The sequence below is a fragment of the Nocardia sp. NPDC052566 genome (genome assembly GCF_044547285.1).
In the GTDB taxonomy this organism is placed as follows: domain Bacteria; phylum Actinomycetota; class Actinomycetes; order Mycobacteriales; family Mycobacteriaceae; genus Nocardia.
This window is the reverse complement of the sequence record NZ_JBIUAF010000006.1, coordinates 458,172-482,528: the sequence shown is the minus strand read 5'-3', so window position 1 is coordinate 482,528 and position 24,357 is coordinate 458,172. Positions and strand designations below refer to the sequence as shown.

The 24,357-nt window shown below is 67.6% G+C and carries 27 protein-coding genes; 15 read left to right on the top strand and 12 right to left on the bottom strand.

The annotated features are described in order from the left end of the window. Positions 1-16 precede the first annotated feature (16 nt). Entirely contained in the window at positions 17-1,195 is a 1,179-nt protein-coding gene (locus tag ACIG5A_RS32070) for an exonuclease SbcCD subunit D (RefSeq protein ID WP_397246926.1), read from the bottom strand. Positions 1,196-1,467: 272 nt separating this feature from the next. Here ACIG5A_RS32070 and ACIG5A_RS32065 point away from each other — a divergent pair, with 272 nt between their 5' ends. Beyond that, positions 1,468-2,655 (top strand): DNA recombination protein RmuC, encoded by a 1,188-nt coding sequence (locus tag ACIG5A_RS32065; protein ID WP_397246923.1) that lies wholly within the window; start codon positions 1,468-1,470, stop codon positions 2,653-2,655. Between the two features lie 57 nt (positions 2,656-2,712). Next, on the top strand, positions 2,713-3,579 hold the full coding sequence (locus tag ACIG5A_RS32060; protein ID WP_397246921.1) for a DUF6542 domain-containing protein: 867 nt from the start codon (positions 2,713-2,715) through the stop codon (positions 3,577-3,579). Positions 3,580-3,678: 99 nt separating this feature from the next. Here ACIG5A_RS32060 and ACIG5A_RS32055 read toward each other — a convergent pair whose 3' ends face one another. Continuing rightward, positions 3,679-4,683, bottom strand: coding sequence for a 4-hydroxy-3-methylbut-2-enyl diphosphate reductase (locus tag ACIG5A_RS32055; RefSeq protein ID WP_397246918.1), 1,005 nt, complete (start codon positions 4,681-4,683; stop codon positions 3,679-3,681). Positions 4,684-4,871: 188 nt separating this feature from the next. Between ACIG5A_RS32055 and ACIG5A_RS32050 the strand changes: the two genes are divergently transcribed. Genes ACIG5A_RS32050 through ACIG5A_RS32035 form a run of 4 tightly spaced genes read left to right on the top strand, consistent with a single transcriptional unit; the run spans position 4,872 to position 7,445 of the window. Then, the gene (locus tag ACIG5A_RS32050; protein ID WP_397246916.1) at positions 4,872-5,495 is read left to right on the top strand and encodes a lipid droplet-associated protein; all 624 of its coding nucleotides are present in this window, start codon (positions 4,872-4,874) and stop codon (positions 5,493-5,495) included. A 23-nt stretch (positions 5,496-5,518) separates the two neighbouring features. Further along, a complete protein-coding gene (xseA, locus tag ACIG5A_RS32045; RefSeq protein WP_397247969.1) occupies positions 5,519-6,859 on the top strand; it encodes an exodeoxyribonuclease VII large subunit in 1,341 nt (446 codons plus the stop codon). A gap of 2 nt (positions 6,860-6,861) precedes the next feature. Continuing rightward, positions 6,862-7,101 carry an exodeoxyribonuclease VII small subunit gene (locus tag ACIG5A_RS32040; RefSeq protein WP_397246914.1) on the top strand — a complete coding sequence of 80 codons (240 nt, stop codon included), beginning with the start codon at positions 6,862-6,864 and terminating at the stop codon, positions 7,099-7,101. Beyond that, positions 7,101-7,445, top strand: coding sequence for a VOC family protein (locus tag ACIG5A_RS32035; RefSeq protein ID WP_397246912.1), 345 nt, complete (start codon positions 7,101-7,103; stop codon positions 7,443-7,445). Before ACIG5A_RS32040 ends, ACIG5A_RS32035 begins: the two co-directional genes overlap by 1 nt. A 12-nt stretch (positions 7,446-7,457) precedes the next feature. On the opposite strand, the gene ACIG5A_RS32030 is transcribed toward ACIG5A_RS32035, so the two are convergent. Further along, positions 7,458-8,033 (bottom strand): DUF4245 domain-containing protein, encoded by a 576-nt coding sequence (locus ACIG5A_RS32030; protein WP_397246910.1) that lies wholly within the window; start codon positions 8,031-8,033, stop codon positions 7,458-7,460. A gap of 129 nt (positions 8,034-8,162) precedes the next feature. Between ACIG5A_RS32030 and glpX the strand changes: the two genes are divergently transcribed. Next, positions 8,163-9,206: a class II fructose-bisphosphatase gene (gene glpX, locus ACIG5A_RS32025; RefSeq protein WP_397246908.1), complete on the top strand. Its 1,044-nt coding sequence runs from the start codon at positions 8,163-8,165 to the stop codon at positions 9,204-9,206. Between the two features lie 136 nt (positions 9,207-9,342). After that, positions 9,343-10,746, top strand: coding sequence for a class II fumarate hydratase (locus ACIG5A_RS32020; RefSeq protein ID WP_397246905.1), 1,404 nt, complete (start codon positions 9,343-9,345; stop codon positions 10,744-10,746). A 319-nt stretch (positions 10,747-11,065) separates the two neighbouring features. Here ACIG5A_RS32020 and ACIG5A_RS32015 read toward each other — a convergent pair whose 3' ends face one another. The 3 genes from ACIG5A_RS32015 to ACIG5A_RS32005 form a co-directional block, all read right to left on the bottom strand. Next, the gene (locus ACIG5A_RS32015; protein ID WP_397246903.1) at positions 11,066-11,920 is read right to left on the bottom strand and encodes an acyl-ACP desaturase; all 855 of its coding nucleotides are present in this window, start codon (positions 11,918-11,920) and stop codon (positions 11,066-11,068) included. A gap of 106 nt (positions 11,921-12,026) precedes the next feature. Then, on the bottom strand, positions 12,027-12,557 hold the full coding sequence (locus tag ACIG5A_RS32010) for an LGFP repeat-containing protein (protein ID WP_397246901.1): 531 nt from the start codon (positions 12,555-12,557) through the stop codon (positions 12,027-12,029). A 282-nt stretch (positions 12,558-12,839) separates the two neighbouring features. Continuing rightward, positions 12,840-14,240, bottom strand: a complete 1,401-nt coding sequence (locus tag ACIG5A_RS32005; protein ID WP_397246899.1) for a PhoH family protein — start codon at positions 14,238-14,240, stop codon at positions 12,840-12,842. Between the two features lie 295 nt (positions 14,241-14,535). Between ACIG5A_RS32005 and ACIG5A_RS32000 the strand changes: the two genes are divergently transcribed. Continuing rightward, positions 14,536-14,808, top strand: a complete 273-nt coding sequence (locus ACIG5A_RS32000; RefSeq protein ID WP_397246897.1) for a hypothetical protein — start codon at positions 14,536-14,538, stop codon at positions 14,806-14,808. A 19-nt stretch (positions 14,809-14,827) separates the two neighbouring features. On the opposite strand, the gene ACIG5A_RS31995 is transcribed toward ACIG5A_RS32000, so the two are convergent. Then, entirely contained in the window at positions 14,828-15,028 is a 201-nt protein-coding gene (locus ACIG5A_RS31995) for a ferredoxin (protein ID WP_397246895.1), read from the bottom strand. A 367-nt stretch (positions 15,029-15,395) separates the two neighbouring features. On the opposite strand from ACIG5A_RS31995, the gene ACIG5A_RS31990 reads away from it, so the two are divergent. Then, positions 15,396-16,088 (top strand): helix-turn-helix domain-containing protein, encoded by a 693-nt coding sequence (locus tag ACIG5A_RS31990; protein ID WP_397246893.1) that lies wholly within the window; start codon positions 15,396-15,398, stop codon positions 16,086-16,088. A 3-nt stretch (positions 16,089-16,091) separates the two neighbouring features. Here the strand turns inward: ACIG5A_RS31990 and ACIG5A_RS31985 are convergent, their stop codons facing one another. Further along, a complete protein-coding gene (locus tag ACIG5A_RS31985; protein WP_397246891.1) occupies positions 16,092-16,514 on the bottom strand; it encodes a limonene-1,2-epoxide hydrolase family protein in 423 nt (140 codons plus the stop codon). Between the two features lie 23 nt (positions 16,515-16,537). Further along, entirely contained in the window at positions 16,538-17,257 is a 720-nt protein-coding gene (locus ACIG5A_RS31980; RefSeq protein ID WP_397246889.1) for a TetR/AcrR family transcriptional regulator, read from the bottom strand. A gap of 109 nt (positions 17,258-17,366) precedes the next feature. Here ACIG5A_RS31980 and ACIG5A_RS31975 point away from each other — a divergent pair, with 109 nt between their 5' ends. Next, positions 17,367-18,554 (top strand): FAD-dependent monooxygenase, encoded by a 1,188-nt coding sequence (locus ACIG5A_RS31975; protein ID WP_397246887.1) that lies wholly within the window; start codon positions 17,367-17,369, stop codon positions 18,552-18,554. Here ACIG5A_RS31975 and ACIG5A_RS31970 read toward each other — a convergent pair. Next, positions 18,527-19,204: a TetR family transcriptional regulator gene (locus ACIG5A_RS31970; protein ID WP_397246885.1), complete on the bottom strand. Its 678-nt coding sequence runs from the start codon at positions 19,202-19,204 to the stop codon at positions 18,527-18,529. The two genes, ACIG5A_RS31975 and ACIG5A_RS31970, sit on opposite strands and share 28 nt — an antisense overlap. 120 nt (positions 19,205-19,324) lie before the next feature. On the opposite strand from ACIG5A_RS31970, the gene ACIG5A_RS31965 reads away from it, so the two are divergent. From ACIG5A_RS31965 to ACIG5A_RS31955, 3 genes are all read left to right on the top strand, one after another. Further along, positions 19,325-19,747: a hypothetical protein gene (locus tag ACIG5A_RS31965; protein WP_397246883.1), complete on the top strand. Its 423-nt coding sequence runs from the start codon at positions 19,325-19,327 to the stop codon at positions 19,745-19,747. Positions 19,748-19,814: 67 nt separating this feature from the next. Continuing rightward, the gene (locus ACIG5A_RS31960; RefSeq protein WP_397246881.1) at positions 19,815-20,573 is read left to right on the top strand and encodes an HNH endonuclease family protein; all 759 of its coding nucleotides are present in this window, start codon (positions 19,815-19,817) and stop codon (positions 20,571-20,573) included. Between the two features lie 176 nt (positions 20,574-20,749). Next, entirely contained in the window at positions 20,750-21,088 is a 339-nt protein-coding gene (locus ACIG5A_RS31955) for a hypothetical protein (protein ID WP_397246879.1), read from the top strand. Positions 21,089-21,231: 143 nt separating this feature from the next. Here the strand turns inward: ACIG5A_RS31955 and ACIG5A_RS31950 are convergent, their stop codons facing one another. Then, entirely contained in the window at positions 21,232-21,978 is a 747-nt protein-coding gene (locus ACIG5A_RS31950) for an SGNH/GDSL hydrolase family protein (RefSeq protein WP_397246877.1), read from the bottom strand. A 284-nt stretch (positions 21,979-22,262) separates the two neighbouring features. Here ACIG5A_RS31950 and ACIG5A_RS31945 point away from each other — a divergent pair, with 284 nt between their 5' ends. After that, positions 22,263-22,919 (top strand): Uma2 family endonuclease, encoded by a 657-nt coding sequence (locus tag ACIG5A_RS31945; protein ID WP_397246875.1) that lies wholly within the window; start codon positions 22,263-22,265, stop codon positions 22,917-22,919. Positions 22,920-23,003: 84 nt separating this feature from the next. Here the strand turns inward: ACIG5A_RS31945 and glyA are convergent, their stop codons facing one another. Next, on the bottom strand, positions 23,004-24,299 hold the full coding sequence (glyA, locus tag ACIG5A_RS31940; RefSeq protein WP_397246873.1) for a serine hydroxymethyltransferase: 1,296 nt from the start codon (positions 24,297-24,299) through the stop codon (positions 23,004-23,006). Positions 24,300-24,357: the final 58 nt, after the last annotated feature.

Genomic DNA, 24,357 nt, shown 5'->3' with positions numbered 1-24,357 from the left:
CGCGCGTTCGCGTCGCTCATGCCGTCAGTTCCCCGGCCGGGTCTTGCGGCACCGTGATCGGCTCCCGCTCTGCCACCGCCGCGGCGAGAGCCCTTTCCAGCCAAGCCATTTCGCCGTCGGTGGGTTCGCCGCGCACGTCGGTGAGGAAGCTTTGCGCCACCTCGGTGTCGCGGCGGCCGTGCACGCGCTCACGGTAGCGCAACTCCGAGTTGCCGTCTGGGCGTATCCATTCCACGTGCACCGCGTGCGGGAAGCGCTCGCGCAGCTTGCGCAGCGCGTCCACCGGGCGGGCCTGGTCGGTGAGCACCGCGGAGACGTAGTCGGCTTCGGCGGCGGCGTGCGCGGGGTCGCCGAGCAGCTCGTCCAGTGTTCCGGTGAGCTTGCTCAGGCCGCGCACCGTCGGCAGGTCGTGGCGTTCGACGGCACGCAGGCCGGTCGCGTCGAGATCGACGATCCACACGGCCTTGCGGTGGGAGCTCTCGGCGAACGAATACGGCAGCGGCGAGCCGGAGTACCGCACCGATTCCGACAGCGTCTGCGGCGAGTGCAGATGTCCGAGCGCCACATAGTCGATGCCGTCGAACGCGGACATCGGCACCGTCTCCACCCCGCCCACCGAGATGGATCGCTCCGATCCGGTCGCCTCGCCGCCGACGACGAACGCGTGCGCGAGCACCACCGTGCGCGCACCGGGCCGGTCCGCGATATCGGCCCGTATCCGGTCCATCGCCGCGGCGAGGATTTCGGCGTGCGAACGCGCCTGCGGCACACCGAGTTCGGCGCGGGTGATCTCCGGTTCCAGATACGGAATGCCGTAGCAGGCCACCTCGCCGTGGTCGTCGGCGAGCAGTACCGGCCGCGCGCAGTCGGCGACGGTGGTGCGCAGATGCAGCCCGCCCGCCGCGGCGAAGCTGGCGCCCGCGCCGAGCCGCGCGGGTGAATCGTGGTTACCCGAGGTGGCGACGATCACCGCACCGGCGGCCCTGATCGCCTCGAACCCCCGGTTGCACACCGCGATCGCGTCGGAGCTCGGGATGGACCTGTCGTACACATCGCCGGGCAGCACGACGACGTCCACCGCGGCCGCGGCGACCAGCTCCGCGATCGCGGCGAGCGCACCGGCCTGGTCGGCGAGCAGATCGACCCCGTGGAATGTGCGCCCGATGTGCCAGTCCGAGGTGTGCAGCATCCGCATGTCGCGAAACCGTAGGCCACAGGACCGACACGTATCAATCGCCCGGCCGTTCGTGTTGGGTTTGCCGCACTTCCGCCCGGCGTGTTCGCTGCGGCCTCCACTGTGTTTCGCATCGCGTCCGTTCGTCAACGGTGTTGCACCCGTTGCGACCTCGGGGTGGAGCAATTCGCATATCCGACAAAGGGTGCCGGTCGGTCGAGTTTGCTCGACACGGCGCTGCGTGGTTGCTCGGCGTCGCGTTCTTGTCGGTGGGGTGCGGCAGCATCTCTGCCATGACCGCACCGATGCTGTTCGCGCTTGTGCTGGTATTCGCCGCCGGGATCGGTCTCGGCTGGCTAGGGCATGCCGCCCGCGCGGGACATCGGGCGACGGCCGCCGAGGCGAGATTGGCCGCCGCCGCCGACAACGAGCACCTGCTCCGGCAATCGCTCAGCGCCGCGAGCGAAGACTCGGCGCGCAGGCATTCGCACGCGATCGGGGCGATGGTCGAACCGCTGCGCGAGGCGGTCGGCGCGCTGAACCAGCACATCCAGCAGGTCGAGCATCACCGCATCAACGCGTATTCGAGTCTGCGCGAACAGGTCGCGGGCATGCAGCGCACCTCCCATCAGCTCACCAGCCAGACCAGCCAGCTGGTCGCCGCGCTGCGCGCGCCACAGGTGCGCGGGCGGTGGGGCGAGATCCAACTGGAGCGGGTCGTCGAATTGGCCGGTATGACCAGGCATTGCGATTTCGACACCCAGGTGACCAGAGCGGCGCGCGGCGACGGCGACGGCCGAGGGGGATGGCAGGAGGCGGAGCCGACGGGGCGGGTGAAAACGGTCCGCCCCGATCTGGTGGTGCATCTGGCGGGCGACCGGCAGATCGTGGTGGACGCCAAGGTGCCGTTCACCGCCTACCTGGACGCGAGCACCGCCGACGATCCCGACGTGCGCGCCGAATCGCTCACCCGCCACGCCAAACACCTGCGCTCGCATATCGATCAATTGGCCGACAAGGCCTACTGGGCGGCCTTCGATCCGGCGCCGGAGTTCGTGGTGCTTTTCGTGCCGGGCGACCCGTTCCTGGACGCGGCGCTCACCACCGACGCTGGACTGCTCGAGTACGCATTCGGCCGAAACGTGATCCTCGCGACGCCGACCACGTTGATCGCGCTACTGCGCACGATCGCGTTCGGCTGGCGGCAGGAGGCACTGTCCCGCGATATGGCTACCGTCCAGCAACTGGGCCGCGAGCTGTACGCGCGGCTCGGTATGACCGGCAGGCACCTGGACCGGCTCGGCGCTCAACTCGGCAAGGCGGTGGACGCTTTCAACTACACGGTGGCCTCGGTGGAATCGCGGGTGATGGTCACCGCGCGCAAACTGCACGATCTGGAAATAGCTGAACAGGAGGTGCCAGCAATCCATCGGGTCGATTCGTGGCCGCGCGCCGTCGGCTTCGCCGACGCCGGCGATTAGCCCAGGCACCGCCGTGCCATAACACCGACGGGCGCGGCGGCGGTTAGTGTTCATATCGTGGCTGCTTCCCAACGTGTGCGATCCCGGGTGCCCGCGCCGCATCGTTCGATCCTGCCGTCGGTCCCGGGTGTCCCGGCCGGCGCGGCGGTCTTGATCGCGGTTGCCTGCACGGTTCTGGGCTTCGTCATCGATGCCAGCGGCGAAGGTGAGGATCTGACCCTCACCTTCGCCACGCTGTATATCCTCGGCTGCGTGCTCGCCGTGCTGGCGGTGCGCTATCGAGGGCTGTTCACCACGATGGTGCTGCCGCCGCTGCTGCTGCTCTTCGCGGTGCCACTGGCCTATATGCAGCTGACCGGACGTACCTCGCTCGCGCCCAAGGACATCCTGCTGAACCTGGCGATCCCGCTGGTGCACCGGTTCCCGTGGATGGCGATCGCCACCGTGCTCGTCGGCCTCATCGGCGCCGTCCGGATCCTGCTACATCGGCGCGGCGACTCGGCCGAGCGCGCGAAGCAGACGCGCCGCCGGGACAGCTGGGGCCGCACAGCACCGAAACGCGCGCGCGCCGGTCGCGCCGACGCCGATACCGCGTCCGAGCAGCCACCCCGCCGCAGGCCACGGCCGTCGACACCGGAATTGGACGACCCGCCCACCGAACAGCATCTGCCTCGGATGAACCGGCGCCCCGCGGCACAGGTCGCCGACGCGCCGCCGCGCGTGGCCAAGGGGGGCTACCCGCGCGAGGGCCGCAGCCGCGCCGCCAGGCCCGCCGCGGCGTCGCCCCGCACCGAGGGCGATCAGCCGCGCGGCACCGCGACGCGCGCCCGCGGCGGCGAGATGCCGCCGCATCCCCGGCCGAATGTCCGCTACCGCGACCGCGATTCGAGCCGCACACAGCGCCGCGACGTCGACGACTACTGATACCGACGACAACTCATCGCCGCTGCCGATCACCGGCGCGGACGATCACTGACGCAGCTGATTGCCGACGCGGCCCACGCTTGCCGACGCACCAACCCCTCAGCGGCTGGTGGTGCGCAGCTCCCTCGGCAACGCGAACACCAGCGTCTCGTTGGCGGTCGTCACCGGCTGCACCTCACCGAATCCGTGCTCGGCCAGCATGTCGAGCACACCGCGCACCAGGATCTCCGGCACCGAGGCGCCGGAGGTGATGCCGACCGTGCGCACGCCGTCCAGCCAGGCCGGATCCACCTCGCGCGCGAAATCGACCAGGTACGAGGCCTTCGCGCCCGCGTTCAGCGCGACCTCGACCAGCCGCACCGAATTCGACGAGTTGCGCGAGCCGACCACGATCACCAGATCGCATTCCGGCGCCATCGCCTTCACCGCGACCTGACGGTTCTGGGTGGCGTAGCAGATGTCGTCGCTCGGCGGATCCTGCAGATTCGGGAAACGCTCGCGCAGCCGCTTCACCGTCTCCATCGTCTCGTCGACCGAGAGCGTGGTCTGCGACAGCCAGATCACCTTGGACTCGTCGCGCACGCTCACCCGGTCCACCGAATCGGGACCGTCGACCAGCTGCACGTGATCGGGCGCCTCACCGGCGGTACCCTCGACCTCCTCGTGGCCCTCGTGGCCGATCAGCAGGATGTCGTAGTCGTCACGGGCGAACCGCTTCGCCTCCTGGTGCACCTTGGTGACCAGCGGGCAGGTGGCGTCGATGGTGTGCAGATTGCGCGCGGCCGCCGACTCGTGCACCGCGGGCGAGACGCCGTGCGCGGAGAACACCACCACCGCGCCCTCGGGCACCTCGTCGGTCTCGTCGACGAACACGACCCCGCGCTCGCGCAGCGTCTCCACCACGTGCCGGTTGTGCACGATCTCTTTGCGCACGTAGATGGGTGCGCCGTGCTTGTCGAGCGCCTTCTCCACGGTCTCCACGGCACGGTCGACGCCCGCGCAGTAGCCGCGCGGTTCGGCTAGCAGTACCCGCTTGCGTGCGTCGGCGGTTCCGGAACCGGCCGAGCGGGCGATTCCGACGTTCAAGGGGATGGCCGAAGACATGAAGACAAGAATACGTGCGCGAGCAATATCCAATGGCGGCACTCCCTGCCCCCTGCGTGGTTACGCTGCGCTACCGCCTCCGGGGCCTGAGCTCGTGCCGCAGTAGTATTCGCGCGGATATCCGCGCGAGAATCACTCGCGTGACAACTCGTCTTTGCATAACACCTCGTTTCGGGCAGGCTAGGACCATGTTTCGACCACCGTTCCTGGCCCGCGTCGCCGCAGGCGCCGCCGTGTATGCCCTCGAAGAAACCCGCCGGTTACCCACGGCGGCAATGAATCTCCCGATCACCGCGATCAGCCAGATGCTGCAGACCACCATGCACGTCCAGCAGTTCGTGACCAGCCTCGCGCTCAAGGGCGACGCCGTATTCGACAAGTTGTCCAACACCCCGGTCGAACAGCCGGAGTGGGCCACCTTCGACGAAGACATCGACGTCGAGCACACCACGGGCGCCGACTACCCGACGGCGGGCCGGACCAGCCGTTTCGACCTGTACACCGCCGACGACACCGACCGCGCCACCGAAACCAACGGCCACGCGCAGGTCAAGACCGAGCCGGTAGCGCCAGCAGCCGACACCTCGGCCGACGACGCCGACAGCGCCACCGCCGCACCGGAAATCACCGAGCCCGAGGTCGCCACCCGCTACGACTACGCGAATATGACCCTGGCCCAGTTGCGCGCCAGGCTGCGCATGCTGACCGTCGATGATCTGACCGCGCTGCTGGATTACGAGCGGCAGACCCGCGACCGGGCGGCGTTCGTGACCATGCTGACGAATCGGATCGCTACTGTGCAGGCTCAATGAGTCCAGCATCGCGCAGCGATTCGATGGGGGGCGGGCCCGAGCCCGAGGCTTCGCCGTCGACGGCCGGCCGGGAGACCTCTGGCCAACCCAAGCCCGGCTCCCCGGCCAGCTCCCCCGAGCAGCCGTGGCCCGTGCGCTCCGTGGCCGTCAAGGTCATGCAGTGGATCGATCGGCTCGGCAGCATCTGGGTGGAGGGCCAGATCACCCAGATCAATCTGCGGCCCGGCACCCGCACCGCGTTTCTTGTGCTGCGCGATCCGTCCGCGGACATGTCGCTCTCGGTGACCTGCGATCCGGACCTGATCCGCAAATCCGCTGTCCCGCTGCAGGAAGGCAGCAGGGTGGTGGTCTACGGCAAACTCACCTTCTTCACCGGTCGCGGCACGATCTCGTTGCGCGTCACCGAGATTCGCCCGGTCGGCATCGGCGAACTACTCGCCCGCATCGAGCGGCTGAAGGCGCTGCTCGCCGCCGAGGGACTCTTCGATCCCCGGCTCAAGCGCCCGATTCCGTTCCTGCCCAAGACCATCGGGCTCATCACCGGCCGCGCGAGCGCCGCCGAACGCGATGTGCTCAGCGTCGCCACGAACCGCTGGCCCGCGGTGCGCTTCGAGATCCGCAATACCGCCGTGCAGGGCCCGACCGCGGTTCCCCAGATCCTGGACGCCATCGCCGAACTCGACCGCGACCCGAAGGTCGACGTGATCGTGCTCGCCCGCGGCGGCGGCAGCGTCGAGGATCTGCTGCCCTTCTCCGACGAGGCGCTGTGCCGCGCGATCGTCGCCGCGACCACCCCGATCGTCAGCGCGATCGGCCACGAACCCGATAACCCGCTCTGCGATCTCGTCGCCGACCTGCGCGCCGCCACCCCCACCGATGCCGCAAAGCGCGTGGTGCCCGACGCCGCCGCCGAACTGGCCGGCGTGCGCGACCTGCGCGAACGCGCCGCCGCCGCACTGCGCGGCTGGGTCGACCGTGAGACCCGGGCGCTGAGCCAATTGCGCTCGCGCCCGGTACTCGCCGATCCGCTGCGCGAAATCGACCGGCGCACCGAGGAAGTCGAGCGGCTGCGGGCCGCGGCGCGCCGGACCGCCGAGCAGCTCATCCGCACCGAATCCACCGCGACCACGCATCTGCGCGAGAAACTGACGGCGGTGGGCCCGGCCGCGACGCTGGCCCGTGGCTACGCTGTCGTGCAGCGCGTCAACGGTCAGGAACGGCATGTGGTGCGCACCATCGAGGACGCCCCCGCGGGCAGCCAGCTGCGGATCAGGGTGGCCGACGGCGCGATCACCGCCGCCGCGCTCGGTACCCAGCAGCTGGGTACGCACAAGCTGACCACCACCGAATCAGGAGGGAACTGACCTTGGCCGACCCCGGCAAGGACGCCGACCAACTGGCCGAGATCGCGACCTTCGGCTACGAGCGTGCCCGCGACGAACTGGTGAATGTCGTAAAGATGCTCGAGCAAGGCGGCCTCGACCTGGACGAATCGCTCGCCCTGTGGGAGCGCGGCGAGGCGCTGGCCACCCGCTGTGAGGAACATCTCGCGGGTGCGCGCAAGCGCGTCGAGGACGCGCTGTCCCGCACGGACCTGGATCAGTAGTGACCATCCGCCGCGCGACCCCGGATATCCGCACCGCCGATATGGCGCGCAGCCGCGAGTTCTATCAGCTGCTCGGCTTCACCGAGGCGATGGATCTGGGCTGGGTGGTGACGATGGCCTCGCCGTCCAATCCCACCGCCCAGGTGCTCCTCGTCGACGCGGATACCGAAGCGCCGCAACCGGATATCAGCGTCGAGGTGGCGGACGTCGACGCGGTGCACGCGGCGATGACCGCGGCGGGCGCCGACATCGTCTATCCCCTGCGTGACGAACCATGGGGCGTGCGCCGGTTTTTCGCGCGCGACCCCAGCGGCACCATCGTCAACGTGGTGAGCCACCGGTGAATCGGCGGTCGCCTACTTGGCCTTACCCGGCAGTGGCTGGACCGAAGTGACCGCCTGGGCAAGGGTTTTGAACGCGGCCTCGTTGCCCGCACCCTTGATCAACACCCGGGACTGGCCGAAGTCGGCGATCCACGCCGTCTCCTCGCCCTGCTCGGCGTAGACGATCCACTTCTGGTCCGCGATCAGTTCGGTGCCGCTGCCGTAGCGCGAGCCGAGCAGGAAGCGCGCGAGCGCTTCCTCGGTGGCGCTGGTCTGGGTGAGCTGCATGTAGTTGCTCTGCGGGGTGATGAAGCCGACAGTGCTGATCGGGCCGCCGCCGGGACCGGTGATGGTGTTGCGGCTGCCGGAGTTCGGCGTCCAGTCGGCGGGGACAGCCGGATTGCGCACCGGGAACGGCATGGTGCGCGCGTCGTCCTTCAGCGCCGCGTTCACGTCGAAGTGCGGAATCTGCCCCTGCGTCGGGCCGCTCGCGGAAAAGCTGCACTGGCTGGCCAGTCCCGCGAATACCACCGCGATCAGCACCAACGGGAGCAGCGACCAGAGCAGATCGCGGTAGTCGTTGAGGATCCGTGGCTTTTGGTTCGGCACGAACTCAGTATCCACCACGGTCTTGACGGTCCCTTGATGGCGGCCGATCTGGAACGGCAGTGCATGAACGGGAACGGTCGCGCTTCTGAGACAATCACCAGTAGCAACGACCGTAGGAGGCACACCGTAATGACGGCATCTTCGCCCGCAGCCAGCCGCCGCGAGGCGCCGGACCGCAACCTCGCGCTCGAACTCGTCCGCGTCACCGAGGCCGGTGCGATGGCCGCCGGGCGCTGGGTCGGCCGCGGCGACAAAGAGGGTGGCGACGGCGCGGCCGTCGACGCCATGCGCCAACTGGTCAGCTCGGTCTCCATGCGCGGCATCGTGGTGATCGGTGAGGGCGAGAAGGACGAGGCGCCCATGCTGTACAACGGCGAACTCGTCGGCGACGGCACCGGTCCCGAGGTCGATTTCGCGGTCGATCCGATCGACGGCACCACCCTGATGTCGAAGGGCTCGCCCGGCGCGATCGCGGTGCTCGCGGTCGCCGAGCGCGGCGCGATGTTCGATCCGTCGGCGGTGTTCTACATGCACAAGATCGCGGTCGGCCCCGACGCCGCGCACGTGATCGATATCTCGGTCCCGATCGCGGAGAACATCCGCCGCGTCGCCAAGGCGAAGAACCTGTCGAAGTCCGATCTCACCGTCTGCATCCTGGATCGGCCGCGGCATGCCGACCTGATCCAGCAGGTGCGTGACGCGGGCTCGCGGATCCGGCTGATCTCCGACGGTGACGTCGCGGGCGCGATCGCCGCGGCACGCCCCGATTCCGGCACCGACATCCTGGTCGGCATCGGCGGCACCCCCGAGGGCATTATCGCCGCCGCCGCCATGCGCTGCATGGGTGGCGAACTACAGGCCATGCTCGCGCCCAAGGACGACGAGGAGCGGCAGAAGGCGATCGACGCGGGCCACGACCTGGACCGCGTGCTCGGCACCGAGGACCTGGTCTCCGGCGACAACGTCTTCTTCTGTGCCACCGGCGTCACCGACGGCGACCTGCTGCGCGGCGTCCGCTACTACGGCGGCGGCGCCTCCACCCAGTCGATCGTCATGCGCTCCAAGTCCGGCACCGTCCGCATGATCGACGCGTACCACCGCCTCACCAAGCTCCGCGAATACTCGTCGGTCGACTTCATCGGCGACGAGGACGCGAACCCGCCGCTGCCCTGACCTGACAACCCCTGCGTGCTGATCGAGCCGCACAGGCGTTCGCCTGTGCGGCTCTTCTTATTCCGCGCTGCCGGTGTGCGAAGGACCTCAGGCGTGGCAGCCCCATCACGCTGCTCGCGGGCATAGGGTCGGAAATATGACGGAGGAGACGGAGTACCGGATCGAGCACGACACGATGGGAGAAGTTCGGGTTCCGGTGAACGCGCTCTGGCGGGCGCAGACGCAGCGGGCCGTGGAGAACTTCCCGATCAGTGGACGCGGCCTGGAGCGCGCGCAGATTCGCGCGCTCGGCCTGCTCAAGGCGGCGTGTGCCAAGGTGAACAAGGATCTGGGACTACTCGATCCGGTGAAGGCGGACGCGATCGTCGCGGCGGCCACCGAGATCGCCGACGGCCTGCACGACGATCAGTTCCCGATCGATGTGTTCCAGACCGGATCCGGCACCAGCTCGAATATGAACGCCAACGAGGTGATCGCGTCCATCGCCAAGGCGAACGGCGTCACCGTGCACCCGAACGACGACGTGAACATGTCACAGTCGTCCAACGACACCTTCCCCACCGCAACGCATCTGGCCGCCACCGAGGCCGCCGTCAAGGATCTCATTCCCGCACTGGAGCACCTGCGGCTCGCGCTGCTGGACAAGTCCACCGAATGGCGCACCGTGGTGAAGTCCGGCCGCACCCATCTGATGGACGCGGTGCCGGTGACACTCGGCCAGGAGTTCGGCGGCTACACCCGTCAGCTGAGCGCGAGCATCGAGCGCGTGCTCGCCACCCTGCCCCGCCTCGGCGAGCTGCCGATCGGCGGCACCGCGGTCGGCACCGGGCTCAACGCGCCCGCCGGTTTCGGCACGAAAGTCGTTGCGGAACTGGTGAAGTCGACCGGCATCGACGCGCTGTCCGAGGCGAAGGACCACTTCGAGGCGCAGGCCGCGCGCGACGGCCTCGTCGAGGCGTCCGGTGCGCTGCGCACGATCGCGGTGAGCCTCACCAAGATCGCCAACGATATCCGCTGGATGGGTTCGGGCCCGCTGACCGGCCTCGGCGAACTCCAGCTGCCCGACCTGCAGCCGGGCAGCTCGATCATGCCGGGCAAGGTGAATCCCGTACTGCCCGAGGCGGTTACCCAGGTCGCCGCCCAGGTGATCGGCAACGACGCGACGGTGGCCTTCGCCGGTGCGGGCGGCGCCTTCGAGCTCAACGTCTACATCCCGGTGATGGCGCGCAACCTGCTCGAGTCGATTCGACTGCTGGCCAACGTCTCCCGCCTGTTCGCCGATAAGTGCGTGCACGGCCTGGTCGCCAATGTCGACCACCTGCGCACACTTGCCGAATCCTCCCCCTCCATCGTGACCCCGCTGAATTCCGCGATCGGCTACGAGGAAGCGGCGGCCGTCGCGAAGGAGGCGCTGAAGCAGAAGAAGACGATTCGCCAGACGGTTATCGACCGCGGGTTGATCGACGAAAAGCTCACAGTGGAAGAACTCGACCGCCGCTTGGACGTGCTGTCCATGGCAAAGGTGGAAGACGGCAAGTAATCACCTGACTGCCAATGGATTACACCTGAACGCGGGTGTGGCGGCGCTATCGCCGCCACACCCGCCGTGAATGCATCAAATAAAGATGCCAAGTGCGGTCAAAAAGGCCGACACACCGACGCCTCCCAGAGCAAGGAGACCGAGCAAGATTGCAGTGACCATTGTTCTTTCCTTTCTTGCAGCCGCAAGTTGCGGACATCCAGTTAATCGGCAGCAAAATGTGATGCGTTTCACTGAATGTGGGTGCGACCGCGAAAAAGGCGGATGACCGGCGCATCGTTCGACGCACCGGTCATCCGGAAGAGCTGGAAGCTACAACTCAGCGCAAATGGGCGAGTTCGGCGCGCGCCTTCTCGCCTTCCTCACCGAAATCGGTGCGGGTGAAGACGCCCCACCGCTCGAGCAGCGGCTTGAAGACCAGTTCGGCCTCGTCGGCCCGGTCGTAGATGCCCGCCGCGGCGAGCACCTCGTCGCTGGTGCGGCCGTCGGCGAGCAGCACCGAGGGCACTTTGAAGTCGGCGACGCGATCGGCGATGGCGCGCATGGCCTGATCGGGTGCCAGGTCCAGTCCGGCGGCGACCAGGTTGGCGAAGAACACCGCCTGCAGTTCGTCGTCGGCCGCGATCACGTTCGCCATCGCGGTGACCATCGAGTTCTCCTCGAGCGCCGCGGTGTTGCGATGCCGGATCGCGGCGGCGGCCTCCTCGAACGCGCAGGTGGCGAGCACATCGAGCAGATGCATGGCCGGGCGGCGGAAGCCGGTGGTCATATGCGCCATCCGCATCCGCTCCAGCTCGACCGGATCCACCGAGCGGGTGGTCATCAGGTAATTGCGGATCATGATCTCGTGCCGGTTCTCCTCGGCCGTCCACCGGCCGACCCAGCGCCACCACGCGCCGGTGCGCAGATACTTGCCGATCTCGCGGTGATACGAGGGCAGGTTGTCGGCGACGAGCACGCTGACGGTGAGCGCCAGCTTGGCGACCTCGCCGAGCTCGGATTGTTCCGGCGCCCAGTCGGTTCCGCCGAGGAAAGCGAAGTTGCGGCCGTCGTCCCACGGGACGTAGTCGTGCGGCTGCCACCCGTCGGCGACGGCGGTGTGCCGACGCAGGTTCAGTTCCACCTCATCCGCGAGCGACTGCAACAACTCACGGTCGGTCAAGAGATTTTGCACTCACACAACCTAGCGGCTGGGCCCGCGAAGCGGGGATCTACGAACAGGAATTGTGAACCGGCGTCCGGGATCGCAAGTGTGCCATCCCGGACGCCGTGACGAGTCCCTACTTCGGGGTGACGGTGGTCTGGCCGTCTTTCCACGAGATGGTGCAGCCGGTGAAGTCGCTCTCCTTGCCGCCCGTGATGTCCTTCTCGTCGCTGGTCGGGTAGCCGCACTTGCCCGCAGGACCACCGTTCTGCTCCCACGTCTCGCCGATCGCGCCCCACACGATGTGGGCGCCGCCGTCCTTGCTCCAGGCGATGGTGCCGCCGGTGAACTCCTGCCACTTGCCGTCATTCGGGCCACTCTCGGCCATCTTGGTCGGCAGGCCGAGCGGGCCGGTCGGGCCGCCCGCCTGGACGTACTTGTCGAAGATGTTGCCGGCGACGGCGATCTCGCCGCCCTGCGTGGCGATCTTCGTCTCCTCGCCGGCGCCGCCGGACATGTGCTCCTCACCGTGGCTCGCCGCGGTGGTGGTCATGGAAGCGGAGGAGGTGTTCTTGTCGTCATCCTTCTTGCTGCAGCCGGTGACGAGCAGCAGCGAGGCCGCCGCGGCCGCGGCGATGAATCCAGCCGATCGAAGAGCGTGGTGCATTTCCATCCTCTCGAAAGTGGCTACCGAAAGCGCCCCCGGACGCGAGGCGTCGCGCGTAGCCTAGGCCGTCGTTCGGCAACGCCCCGGCGAATCGGACAACGACTCGCCGGGGCGGCGCCTAACAGGTATCGCGGCGGATACTACCCGGCCTGCTGTGAGGTGAAACACACCCTGGGTATTAGCTCATCCCCGGGCTGTATTGAATTGGCGGCACTCCCTGGGCCCTGCGTGGTCACGCTGCGCTACCGCCTCCGGGCCCTGAGCTCGCGCCGCGGTTCGCGATCAGGCGTTGGGCCCGTATTCCTCCAGCATCTCGGTGACCAGTGCCGCGATCGGCGAGCGCTCGCTGCGGGTGAGCGTGATATGCGCGAAAAGCGGGTGCCCCTTGAGCTTTTCGATCACCGCGGCGACACCGTCGTGCCTGCCGACCCGCAGATTGTCGCGCTGGGCCACATCGTGGGTGAGCACCACCCGCGAACCGGTGCCGAGACGGCTGAGCACCGTCAGCAGCACATTGCGTTCCAGCGACTGCGCCTCATCGACGATGACGAACGAATCGTGCAGCGAGCGCCCGCGAATGTGGGTGAGCGGCAAGACCTCGAGCATGTCGCGGCTGAGCACCTCCTCCAGCACCTCGCGGCTGGCCAGCCCGTCGAGGGTGTCGAAGACCGCCTGCGCCCACGGGCCCATCTTCTCGCTCTCGGAGCCGGGCAGATAGCCGAGCTCCTGGCCGCCGACCGCGTACAGCGGACGGAACACCACCACCTTTCGCTGGGTGCGGCGCTCGAGCACCGCTTCGAGGCCTGCCGTGAGCGCCAGCGCGGATTTACCGGTGCCTGCCCGGCCGCCGAGCGAGACGATGCCGACGCTCTCGTCGAGCAGCAGGTCGAGCGCGATGCGCTGTTCGGCGGAGCGGCCGTGCAGGCCGAACGCCTCCCGTTCGCGCACCAGCTGCACCCGCTTGTCCGGGGTGACCCGGCCGAGTGCGCTGGAGCTGGCGCCGAGCAACCGGATGCCGGTGTGGCACGGTAGTTCTCGGGCCTCGTCGAGGTCGAGCACGTTCTCGGAGTACAGCTGATCGATCTGCGCCGAGCTCACGTCCAGCTCCACCATGCCGGACCAGCCCGAAGTGACCACGTCCTGTGCGTGGTACTCGTCGGCGTGCAAACCCACCGCGCTCGCCTTGACGCGCAGCGGAATGTCCTTGGACACCAGCACCACCTGGCGGCCCTCGGCCGCGAGATTGAGCGCACAGGCCAGGATGCGGGAATCATTGGTGTCGGTGCGGAACCCGACCGGAAGGACCGCTGGATCGGTGTGATTCAGTTCTACCTGCAGCGTTCCGCCCTCGGTGCCGATCGGCACCTGCTGATCCAGCCTGCCGTGCTGCAGCCTGAGATCGTCCAGCATGCGCAATGCCTCACGCGCGAACCAGCCGAGTTCGTGGTGATGACGTTTACCTTCGAGTTCGCTGATGACCACCAGCGGTAGCACCACATGGTTTTCGCCGAACCGGGTGACGGCCCACGGGTCGGACAGGAGCACCGAGGTATCGATGACGAAGGACTTCAGATCAGCGTGCGAGGGGCGGGCCCCCTTGTTGTCGGAATCGACAGCGGTGGTCCCTTTCTTGGTAGAGCGGGATTTCACCGAGGGAGCGGAAACGGAGCGTGCAGCAGTCACGGTGGGCTCCTTTGCGTCCGCGCGGCACCCGCACAGACCATCTCGCTGGACCGGTCCGTCCTGAGTGGGATCCGACGTTGCCGTCAGATGCCACGAGGGCCGGGTGCCGGCCCTCTCGTACTGAATAGCTCAGTCACGGTCAGGACCTCCCGTACGAGCCACACCGACGCGGCCCGCACACCCGACGCTACCGGCGAACCGGAGTCCGCGCTCTCGCACCGGGAGGCGTGTCCGTGAATTTGTCGTAAACCCGGGCCCCGCGGCAGCGGCGAGCCGAACGGATAGAGTCGCCGATATGGCCGTCAACGAGGAACTCGAGAAGCTGTCGTCCAAGGAGCTGCACGACCGCGCGGTGAAGCTGGCCGTGCGCCGCGGCGACCTGAAGTACCTGTGGCAACTGATGGAGCGGATTCCGGTCGCCGAGGTCGAGGCGGGCAATCTCGGCGAGAGCCAAGCCGATATCAAGTACATCGGCACGCTGATCGACGACTACATCCACGCGGGCGACGGCGAGCTGGCCGAGCAGCTGCGGCCGTACTACCTGGACTACCTCGTCGCCCACTCCTGATTCGAACGCCGCTGCGGCGCTAGGACTTCCGTCGCAGCAGTGTGATCGCGCCGGACGGGCACACCTGCTCCGCCTCCTGCGCGGCCGCCTCGTGCTGCGCGGGCGGCGCGCCGTCGAGCAGCACGACCGTGCCGTCGTCGTCCTGATCGAACACCTCCGGCGCGGTCAGCGTGCACATGCCAGCGCCGATGCACATCTGGCGGTCGACAGTGATCTCCATCCGGACCCTCCTACCGGGTGACTCGGCGCCACGTCGGCGCCCTTTCGAACGGTACCGCCAAGCGTAGCGCCGAAACGCGATTCACCAAGGCGGGCAACATAACTCGCGTCTCGACGCGAGCCTGCCGCCGACCGCCGCCGATCGAGCAGGCTTCGGCCTCGACCGAACGCTACGTTGCATTCGACAAGGGGTCAACGCGGAATCATCTCTCCTGTAGGTTCTTGCAGCTCGAATTCGAATCTTCATTGCAATGACACTGCCGCCGAACGCACGGACCACTATCCGGTTGCAATGAGATCGGCGGCGAACGCATACTGCGTGCACAGCGCACGACAGACCGCGCTACGAACCGAAGGAGACAGGCCGGATGCCAGGTGGCAGGCTGACCCAGCAAGATCGCCAGCACATCGCGAACAAACTGGCACAGGGCGTCGGATATGCCGAAATAGCCAGGCAATTGGATCGGCCGACCTCGACCGTCAGCCGGGAGGTGAGCCGCAACGGCGGCCCGAATCGCTACCATCCGGAGCGCGCGCACCAGGCGACCGAGCGGCGCGCCCGCAGGCGCAGGCTCGCGGCCGCCGCACCGGTGACCGAGATCGGCGACGCGGCGATGCGCGACTGTCTCGAGCAGTTCACCACGGAGATCATGCGGACCGGCATGCCGCGCACCGCCGCGAGCCTGCTGACCGCGCTGTACACCTGCGACGCAGGCAGTCTCACGGCGGCCGAACTCGCGCAGCGCCTTCAGGTCAGCCCGGCCACCGTCTCGGCGGCCGTCGGCATGCTGGAACCGCAGGGGCTGATCCGCCGCGAGCGCGACGCGGGAAGCCGCCGCGATCGCTACGTCTTCGACGAAGATGCTTGGGTCCGAGCCAGTTTGGCCAGCGCGCGGCAGGTCGACTCGCTCGCCGCGGCGGCCAGGCGCGCACTCGAGCTGCTCGGCGCCACCTCGCCCGCGGCGGCGCGCCTGCGACCGATGAGCGAATTTCTCGAGTTCATCGGCCGCGACATGGTGGACTCGGTCGAGCGCTGGCAGCAGCTCTCGGCCCGGCCCTGACCGCTACTTGCCCCGCGATATGGCGGCGCGGACCACGCCGACCACCGTGCCGCGCAGGAAGTTCTCCCAGCTGAAGTGGTCATGCCACAACACGATTCGGCCGTCGCGCAGCTCGAAGGTGCCCTGCACCCAGAACGCGATGCGCAGCGGGCCGAGCCGCAGGTAGTCGGTGCGGTCGGTGAGCACCACGTCACCGTCGGCGGCGATGTGGTGCATCTCGGCCGCGAAACCGAGCCAGTCCCGGTTCAGCCCGCGCAGGATGCGCCGCGCCAGCCCGCCGCCGACATCGGGCAGCGAGGTGTTCTTCCAGATGATGTCGGGGTCGAGCAGTTCCAGCGCCTCGTCGACGGCGCCGATCTCGAGCGCGGCGAAGAACTCCCGCACCGTGGTGATCGAATCCTGTTGCAGTTCGAGTTCCTCGGTCATGTATCGAGGGTATTCCGCCGAGCTCAGCGGCGGCTGTCGATGAGCACCGCGAGGCCGTCCAGAATGCGGTCGATACCGAATGTCAGTGCACCGTCGCCGCCGGTCACCGCGCCGGGCTCGGCGAAGGCCGCGCGCACCGCCGGATAGCGATCACCGGCGGCGGTCATCATGTCGGCGAGCTGGCTCGCGATCTGCTGTTCGAACGCCACCGAGTCGTCGATCTTCACCTGCGCGACCAGGCTGCGCGAATGCCCGGTCAGCAGCACGATGGTGTCGAGCCGCTCGGCGGCGGTCAGGCCGGAATCGCTCAGCGCGACGAGCGCGGCCTCCATCCAGGCCATCTCGTTGGGGCCGAGCGGACGCGCGCCGACCGCCACCTCCAGCGACCACGGATGGGCGGTGAACCGCTCGTACAGCGTTTCGGTCCAGCGGCGCAGCGCCATCCGCCACGGGGCCTCGCCGGACTTCGACCGCGCGGTCGGCAGTTCCGGCGGCCCGCCGAGCGCGGTATCCAGCATCAGCGCGGTGAGCTGCTCCTTGCCAGGCACATAGCGATAGAGCGACATCTTCGTGAAACCGAGCCGCTCGGCCAGGCGCTGCATGGACAGGTTGGCCAGCCCTTCTGCGTCGGCGAGCGCGATGGCCTCGGCGACGATCCCCTCCAGCGTGAGCGCGGGTTTGGGCCCGCGCTTGGGGCGCTGCTGTGTGCCCCAGAGCAGTTCGACGGTCGTCGGTGACGGCATGGGCGAAATCCTTTCTGAACGACGACTTGACTCGTAACTGTGTCTACCATACTCTGATTCGTGTCCGATGGAAACAGAATCCATCGGACGCAGAATTGGAGGAGTCATCATGCGCACCAACACCGTTCTCATCTCCGGCGCGAGCATCGCCGGGCCCGCCCTGGCCTACTGGCTGAACCGCTACGGGTACGCCGTCACCGTCATCGAGCGCGCACCGGCACTGCGCACCGGCGGCCAGGCCGTCGACTTCAAGGGCGAGACCCACCGGACGGTGCTGGAGCGGATGGGCATCGTCGACGACATCTACGCGCACCGCACCGGCACCACCGACACCGTGTTCGTCGACGACAAGGGCGAACAGGTCGCCTTCATGTCCGGCGACTTCACGGGTGGCGATGTGGAGATCCTGCGCGGCGATCTGGCCCGGATCATGTATGAAAAGACCGTCGGCAGTTGCGAATACATCTTCGGCGATTCGATCAGCGGGCTCACCGAGACCGACGACGGCGTGTGGGTCGAATTCGAGAAGGGCGCGCCACGGCAGTTCGATCTGGTCTTCGGTGCCGACGGAATCCATTCGCGGGTACGGCGTTTGGCATTCGGGCCGGAACGCGAAATGGTCAAGTACCTCGGCCACTACTACTGCGTCGCGGGGGCGAGCCCGTGGGCGGTGAAGCCGGAAGGCGCGCCGCAGCGCATCACCGCCCACGCGCACAACACCCCGGGCCGGTTCGCCAGCTCCGGCGGCCAGAAGGCGCAGCACTGGTTCATCTTCGCCGCACCCGAACTCGACTATGCCCGTGGCGATGTCGAGGCCCAGCGGCGGATCGTCAAGGAGACCTTCGCCGGAATGGGCTGGGAAGTACCCAACATGCTCGCCGACATCGACGAGCTCGACGATCTGTACCTGGACTCGGTCAGCATGGTGCGAAAGATGAAGAGCTACAGCAAGGGCCGGATCGCACTGGTCGGCGACGCGGGTTACGGAAATACGCTCGGCGGCTTCGGCAGCGGAGCCGCGATGGTCGGCGCCTACGTCATCGCGGGCGAACTCGCGCTCGCCGGGGGCGATCACACCGTCGCCTTCGCCCGCTACAGCGAGATCATGCGCCGCTATGCCAAGATGGCGGGCAGCGCCAACGCCGGACGGTTCCTCGCGCCGAAAACCGCGTGGGGCTTGAAGTTCCGCAACTGGTTCCTCGGCTCGTTCCTGTTCGACATGATGTTCAAGGCCAGCGTGGACGCCAAGAACAACATCGATCTGCGGGACTACCCGGCACTGGTCGGCGCGAACTGAGCGCCCGATGGCGCGCGGCCCCCGGCCGACAGATCGAGGCTGGCCGGGATGGCGACGAAGGCCTCGCGCAGGCGGTCGACGAACGCGGGGCGACCGCCGGCACCCTCCCGCTGGATCCACTCACGGCCGGTCACACTCCACGCGGTGGTCGTGAGTTCGGCGAGCACCTGTAATCGCAGGTCACCGGGCTCGAGGCCGAGTTTCTCGGCCAGGCACGCGGCGACCTGCTTCTCCACTCCCGTGCGGTAGTGCTCGATATAGGCGAGTACGGCGGGCGCCGCGAGCGCCAGCTTCCTGGTCGCGATGTAGCGACCGGTCCAGTCCACGGCCAAGCCCTCGGCGGTTTCGATCAGCGTGTCGCATAGCTCGGTGAGGATCAGACCCGATAGCTCGCGCTCGGCCAGCGCCGTCAGATAGCTCGACCAGAGTTCGGTCTCGGCCTCGATGGCCACCGCCTCCTTGGCCGGAAAGACACGGAAGAACGTACTGCGCGAGACCTCCGCCTCATCCACGACCTCATCCAGAGTCGTTGCGTCGAAACCCTTTTCGGTGAACATCCGGAGTGCGACGTCGGCGAGCGTCCTGCGGGTGCGCAGCTTCTTGCGCTCGCGCAGCGGCAGCGAGCGATCGGCGCTGGATGAGGCGGGCACGAATCAATCTTATCCGAGTCGGACTCATACACGAAGAGTCTTCACACTCAAACTGCACTTAACATCAAATGAGACTGAGTACCAGAATGAGGTACAGCAGCTGAACGTAAGGAGCTCGACATGACAACCACCCTCAACCCGTCGATCATCGGCCAGGTGGAGAAGGCGCACACCGCGCTACTGCTGCGCGCGCTCGGCGGCACCGGCGTCGACGAGAAGCAATGGATCACCCTGAACGTGGCCGCGGGCGAGGCCGTCGAGCGTGCCGAGCTGGTTGCTCGGGTTACCCATGCCACCCAGGTGGACGCGGCACTCATCGACGCCGCGGTGACCGCACTGCTCGCCGCCGAGTTGCTGACCCCGCTGGACTCCGGCGTCGCCGTCACCGACTCGGGCCATGCGCTCATCGGAAAGGTGCGCGGCACAACGGGTTCCGTCGTCGGCCGGGCCTACGGCGATATCCCCGAAGCCGATCTGGCCACGGCCGCCCGGGTGCTGAGCGTCATCACCGAGCGGATGCGCGACGAGCTGACGCGGCTCTGACCGCAGAGTTGCCGATCGTTCGCGCGTCCTGCCCGCCGCGCGGCGCACCGGTCGATATCCTGCCCGGATGGCGACACGTCGGCCGGTGCGCCGCGCATCACGGGGGCGGCGGTTGCTGCGGAAGGTCGCCGCGACGCTGGTGCTGGCGGCCTGCGTCGCCGGTGCCGTGTTCGCGCTGTGGATCAACCACCGGGACGCGGCGTCCGAACGGCAGGCGAGCAGCGCACCGCCGAGTCCGTCGGCCCCGTTTCCGCCCGCGGCCGTCCAGGCGCGGGACCTACTGAACACACTCACCGTCGCATGGAACGAGCATTGGGAGTCCTACGCGCGCAACGCGTTCGGTCCGGGGTGGTCGGGGCGCGGCGGCGAGCCGGCACTGGCGAACGGCTGCACGGCCCGCGACGCGGTACTGCGCCGCGACCTGCGCGAGGTGCGGATGGCCGACCGCAACCCGTGCCTGGTGCTGTCCGGCGTGACCGACGATCCGTATACCGGAATGCCGCTGCCCTACAACCGATTCAAGGCCTCGGAAATCGAGATCGACCATCTGGTTCCGCTCGGCGACGCCTGGCGATCGGGCGCGTGGGATTGGCCGCAGGAGCGGCGCGAGCGGATCGCCAACGATGTGGACAACCTGCTCGTAGTCGGCAAGCAGGCCAACCAGGACAAGGGCAGCAAGACGCCCGACCAGTGGCGGCCGCGGCCGGAATATTGGTGTCAGTACGGCACTCGGTGGATCGGGGTGAAGGCGCGCTACGGGCTGCATGTCACGCCGCCGGAGCGCGACGCGCTCGCCCAATTGCTCGACGCGTGCCCGCCCGGCTGAATGGATGGTGAATAGGCGCAGCGGAATTCGCTATGCGGTGTATCCGTATCCGGCGGTCTCGATAAGTTGATGGCACGACAACGAGGGATGAGATCGAGTCGTATCTAGTCGAGTACCAGGAGGCACTCGGCTCGTTCGACGCCGATCGCTCGATCGCGCAGTGGGGTGCGCCGGGCATGATGGTCACCGACGCGTTCGTCGGCACCGTAGCGACCACCGCGGAGATGGCGCAGGGGCTGCGCGCGTCCTATCCGCTCTACCAGCAACTCGGTTTGGCCACCGTCGATCACACGCTGCTCGAGCAGGTCGATCTCACCGCCCGCCTCACCCGCGTCCACGTGCGCTGGCATTTCTTCGACGCCAACGGCGTTCGGCTGACCGAATGCGACTACGAATACCTGCTGCGCCGCGATGACGACGGCGCACTGCGCGCCTACGTCGCGGTGGCCATCGACGAGATGGAGAAACTGGCGAAGTTGGCCGCCGAGAAGGGCATCCAGTTCCCCGGCGCCTGACCCACCGTTTCCCGCCGGGCGCGGCACCCGACCCGTGCCCGGCTGTCCGACCTCGACACGCCGCGTCGGATCTGGACGGAAGATCATCAGGAACTGACGTAAGTCGGCTCTCGGCCGTCACTTACCTCAGTTCCTGATGATCATTAGACCAGATCGCGGAGGGCGGCTTCGAGGATGCGGGCCTGGTTGCGGTGGCCCAGTGCGTTGGGGTGTAGTGGGGCCGAGAGGGATTCGGGGATGGGCCCCTCGGCCCAGCGCTCGGGTTCGGGGGCGCAGGGGTCGTGGCCGACGCTTTCGGTGTAGGTGTCGACATAGATCGCGTCGTGCGCGGCGGCCCGGTCGCGGGCCATCTCGTTCACTTCCAGTACGCGCGTGGCGATCCGGTCCGCCTCCTCGGGCACGATCGGCACCCGGGGAAAGCACCCACCGGGGCGCATCCGCTCGATCTTGCTCACCACGATCACCTTCGCCCGGGGCGCCCGCCGATGGATGTCATCCAGCAGTGCACCGTATTTCGGCGTCATCATCGCAACGGTCCCACCATCGGCGACATAGTCGTTGATCCCGATATCCACCGTCACGATGGTCGCGTCCGCCGTCACCGCATCCAGCTGCGGCACATTCACCCCACCGATGATCTGTTGCGGCGCAAAGAAATCCGCGATCTTCGCCCCCGAACACGTGACATCGCGCAGCGTAAGCCCGAGCGCCGCGGCCGTGAGATGCGGATAATTGTGATCCGACCGCAAACACCCCAGCGGCGCAACCTGATCCGGAATCAGCGGCCCCGCCGCCCCCGACTCCCCCAGCGCCACATACACCCCCGCCACCGGCTCGGCCCCGACCGTCGGCGCCTCAACCAACGCTCCGCCGATCAACCCGATCGCCACGCCCGCCCACAACCATCTCCGACCCACCAGCAAGCCCTCCCGTTCCAGGTTTCGCTTACCGTACTGAACACGCCCTACCGATTGCCGCCGCCACTCGCCGCAGCGACGGCAATTTTCTCGCTATCCGATGCGAGCCCGTTGAGCACGGGGGTGGCACAGATCATGCGAGAAGGCCTCGACCTCACAAAATCCGACTCAATCGGTGTCCACATCCGAGAAATTCGGCGGTTGAAGGCGGCCTCCGGTTGGCTATGCTGAACTCGACGAAAGGGTGGGCGGCAATCATGACGATCGCAGTGGTACACGGACCTCTGAAGATGCCCGACTCAGCGTTTGCCATGTGGGTCCGTGGTGAGCTCGACGAGTACTTGCATGTTCCGGACGACAGCAGGGTGGAGATCATCGGGGGGGAGATCGTCGTGTCACCGAGTGCTCGATACGGCCACGGGCGGGTGGTCGGCGACATTCAGGAATCGCTGTTCGCGGCAAAGCTTGATCCAGCGTTCCGCTGGCGATCAGGGCAGAACTCAGACCTGAGTCTCGCCGAGATCGAGGACGGATACATCCCGGATCTGTTCCTGATCGACCGCGACATCGACGCCGAATTGACGGCGGCGGATGCCGACTTCATCCGCCCGGATCAGATCGGCCTCGCCGTCGAGGTGACCTCACCGTCGAACGCCGCCGACGACCGCCCACCGGGCCTGCGTCGTCGCCGCCGTACGAAATGGAATGGCTACGCCGCCACGGGAGTTCCCTTTGACTTGCTGATCGACCGTGATCCTCGGGTCTGCACGGCAACCTTGTTCTCGGAGCCCGATCGCAAGGTGGGGCGCTATGAGCGCCATCGCTGCTGGAAGTTCGGCGAACCGATCGTCCTGCCTGAACCGTTCGGCCTGACGATACCGACCGATACCTGGACGGGTTGGCGCGAAGACTGAAATCCGTGCCGCGGCAAGCGGATTCGAAAACATAACGGCCGGTGCGCACCATGCGCACCGGCCGTTCGTTGTGCTGGGCGAACCTCAGCCGAGCAGGCGCCAGTCTTCGAGGCCCTGGTAGAGGGGGACGCTCTGGGCGAGCTTGGTGACTCGGACGCTGAGGGTTTCGACGTCGGAGGTGCCGGCCAGTGCGGTGGCGATGATGTCGGCGACCTCGGTGAACTCGGCATCGCCGAAGCCACGAGTGGCCAGGGCGGCGGTGCCGATGCGCAGGCCGGAGGTGACCATCGGCGGGCGCGGGTCGAACGGAACGGCGTTGCGGTTCACCGTGATTCCGATCTCGTGCAGCAGATCCTCGCCCTGCTGGCCATCGAGCTGCGAGTCGCGCAGGTCGACGAGCACCAGGTGCACATCGGTGCCGCCGGTGAGCACGGTGATGCCCTTGTCCTTGACGTCGGCGCCGGTGAGGCGCTCGGCCAGGATCTTCGCGCCCGACAGCGTGCGCTGCTGACGATCCTTGAACTCTTCGCCCGCGGCGATCTTGAACGCGACGGCCTTAGCGGCGATCGCGTGCATGAGCGGACCGCCCTGCTGGCCCGGGAACACCGCGCTGTTGAGCTTCTTCGCGAAGTCCTGCTTGGCCAGGATCAGGCCGGAGCGCGGACCACCGAGGGTCTTGTGCACGGTGGAGGACACCACATCCGCGTGCGGCACCGGGGAGGGGTGCAGGCCCGCCGCGACCAGACCGGCGAAGTGCGCCATGTCCACCCACAGGTAGGCGCCGACCTCGTCGGCGATCTCACGGAACGCGGCGAAATCCTGGTGCCGCGGGTAGGCGGACCAGCCCGCGACGATCACCTTCGGCCTGGCGGCGAGTGCGGTCTTGCGCACCTCGTCCATATCGATGCGGTGATCTTCCTTGCTGACACCGTACGAGTGCACCTCGTACAGCTTGCCGGAGAAGTTCAGGCGCATGCCGTGGGTCAGGTGGCCGCCGTGCGCGAGGTCGAGGCCGAGCAGCTTGTCGCCCGGGTTCATCAGCGCCATCAGCACCGCGGCATTGGCCTGCGCGCCGGAATGCGGCTGCACATTGGCGAATTCGGCGCCGAACAGTTCCTTGGCCCGGTCGCGGGCGAGCGTCTCGACCACGTCGACGTGCTCGCAACCGCCGTAGTAGCGGCGGCCGGGGTAGCCCTCGGCGTACTTGTTGGTGAGCACGCTGCCCTGTGCCTGCAACACCGCGCGCGGCACGAAGTTTTCCGAGGCGATCATCTCGAGGGTGTCGCGTTCGCGGGCGAGTTCGCCTGCCATCGCGGTGGCGAGCTCCGGATCGAGCTCACCGAGAGACTGAGTATTGACAGAGGCGGTCGTCTGCGTCACGTCATCGAGTCTATTGACCGCGGGCGCAGCGCCGATCAGGGGGTTCTGTGTGTCGGTA

What these genes read in the sequence shown, in the direction of transcription:
- ACIG5A_RS32070 (WP_397246926.1), bottom strand. Translation starts at nt 1,195, where the DNA reads ATGCGGATGCTGCACACCTCGGACTGGCACATCGGGCGCACATTCCAC.
- ACIG5A_RS32065 (WP_397246923.1), top strand. Translation starts at nt 1,468, where the DNA reads ATGACCGCACCGATGCTGTTCGCGCTTGTGCTGGTATTCGCCGCCGGG.
- ACIG5A_RS32055 (WP_397246918.1), bottom strand. Translation starts at nt 4,683, where the DNA reads ATGTCTTCGGCCATCCCCTTGAACGTCGGAATCGCCCGCTCGGCCGGT.
- ACIG5A_RS32050 (WP_397246916.1), top strand. Translation starts at nt 4,872, where the DNA reads ATGTTTCGACCACCGTTCCTGGCCCGCGTCGCCGCAGGCGCCGCCGTG.
- xseA (WP_397247969.1), top strand. Translation starts at nt 5,519, where the DNA reads ATGGGGGGCGGGCCCGAGCCCGAGGCTTCGCCGTCGACGGCCGGCCGG.
- glpX (WP_397246908.1), top strand. Translation starts at nt 8,163, where the DNA reads ATGACGGCATCTTCGCCCGCAGCCAGCCGCCGCGAGGCGCCGGACCGC.
- ACIG5A_RS32020 (WP_397246905.1), top strand. Translation starts at nt 9,343, where the DNA reads ATGACGGAGGAGACGGAGTACCGGATCGAGCACGACACGATGGGAGAA.
- ACIG5A_RS32010 (WP_397246901.1), bottom strand. Translation starts at nt 12,557, where the DNA reads ATGCACCACGCTCTTCGATCGGCTGGATTCATCGCCGCGGCCGCGGCG.
- ACIG5A_RS32000 (WP_397246897.1), top strand. Translation starts at nt 14,536, where the DNA reads ATGGCCGTCAACGAGGAACTCGAGAAGCTGTCGTCCAAGGAGCTGCAC.
- ACIG5A_RS31995 (WP_397246895.1), bottom strand. Translation starts at nt 15,028, where the DNA reads ATGGAGATCACTGTCGACCGCCAGATGTGCATCGGCGCTGGCATGTGC.
- ACIG5A_RS31990 (WP_397246893.1), top strand. Translation starts at nt 15,396, where the DNA reads ATGCCAGGTGGCAGGCTGACCCAGCAAGATCGCCAGCACATCGCGAAC.
- ACIG5A_RS31985 (WP_397246891.1), bottom strand. Translation starts at nt 16,514, where the DNA reads ATGACCGAGGAACTCGAACTGCAACAGGATTCGATCACCACGGTGCGG.
- ACIG5A_RS31980 (WP_397246889.1), bottom strand. Translation starts at nt 17,257, where the DNA reads ATGCCGTCACCGACGACCGTCGAACTGCTCTGGGGCACACAGCAGCGC.
- ACIG5A_RS31975 (WP_397246887.1), top strand. Translation starts at nt 17,367, where the DNA reads ATGCGCACCAACACCGTTCTCATCTCCGGCGCGAGCATCGCCGGGCCC.
- ACIG5A_RS31965 (WP_397246883.1), top strand. Translation starts at nt 19,325, where the DNA reads ATGACAACCACCCTCAACCCGTCGATCATCGGCCAGGTGGAGAAGGCG.
- ACIG5A_RS31960 (WP_397246881.1), top strand. Translation starts at nt 19,815, where the DNA reads ATGGCGACACGTCGGCCGGTGCGCCGCGCATCACGGGGGCGGCGGTTG.
- ACIG5A_RS31955 (WP_397246879.1), top strand. Translation starts at nt 20,750, where the DNA reads ATGATGGTCACCGACGCGTTCGTCGGCACCGTAGCGACCACCGCGGAG.
- ACIG5A_RS31945 (WP_397246875.1), top strand. Translation starts at nt 22,263, where the DNA reads ATGACGATCGCAGTGGTACACGGACCTCTGAAGATGCCCGACTCAGCG.